Source organism: Pseudoalteromonas rubra (genome assembly GCF_000238295.3).
Classification (GTDB): Bacteria; Pseudomonadota; Gammaproteobacteria; order Enterobacterales; family Alteromonadaceae; genus Pseudoalteromonas; species Pseudoalteromonas rubra.
On record NZ_AHCD03000006.1, the window covers coordinates 1 to 656 of the forward strand.

Genomic DNA, 656 nt, shown 5'->3' on the forward strand with positions numbered 1-656 from the left:
TCGCTCTTTTGCATTCTGACCGCTTGCTGTTTACCGTCTGTTGCAATGTTTTTTGTACATCGGGTAATGGCAGAAGCGGCTGCGACATTCCACCCATACCCGGCATTACCGACGCCCGCAGCAGAGCTATAAGAGATAGAAACTGACGGTGTGATGCCACCAGGACCCTTAGGTAAGGTCACGGGTACTGTGTAGGTTGCCTGACCCGTTTCATCCACTCTAAAGCTGCCTGCCGTGGTATCTATTTTGCTGGCTGGCTCTACTGCGCCTTGCCCGGTGTATAAGAAAGTACCATTTGCCGATGCCAGGAAAACCTCAGAGCCCGACTTCACATCCAGCCGGCCATCACCGTTAACATCTGTAAGTTGATAGTTGTTAGCCAGATTGGTGCCCGACGGCAGCTTAAGTGCACGGATCGCGCCCGACTTAGTGCCAACCGAAATGAGGCTCGCATCATGGTAGGAGGATGCATCAGTGAAAAGTACATAATCTCTGATACCGTCACCATCTATGTCTTGCCAGCGCAAACGCTCTGTCAGCGAGGCGCTCAGCTGCAACTGAGATTCTATGGCTCTAAACTGTGATTCAGAGAGTACTTCACGGGTCCACTGGCCGTTACTGTATCTTAGTTTGAGCAACCCCATGGTGGGGTAGAC

Annotated in this window: 1 protein-coding gene; it reads right to left on the minus strand. The window is 51.8% G+C overall.

What is annotated here, in order from left to right:
• A partial coding sequence (locus PRUB_RS00035; RefSeq protein ID WP_010387518.1) for an FG-GAP repeat domain-containing protein occupies positions 1-656 on the minus strand: 656 nt, incomplete at both ends.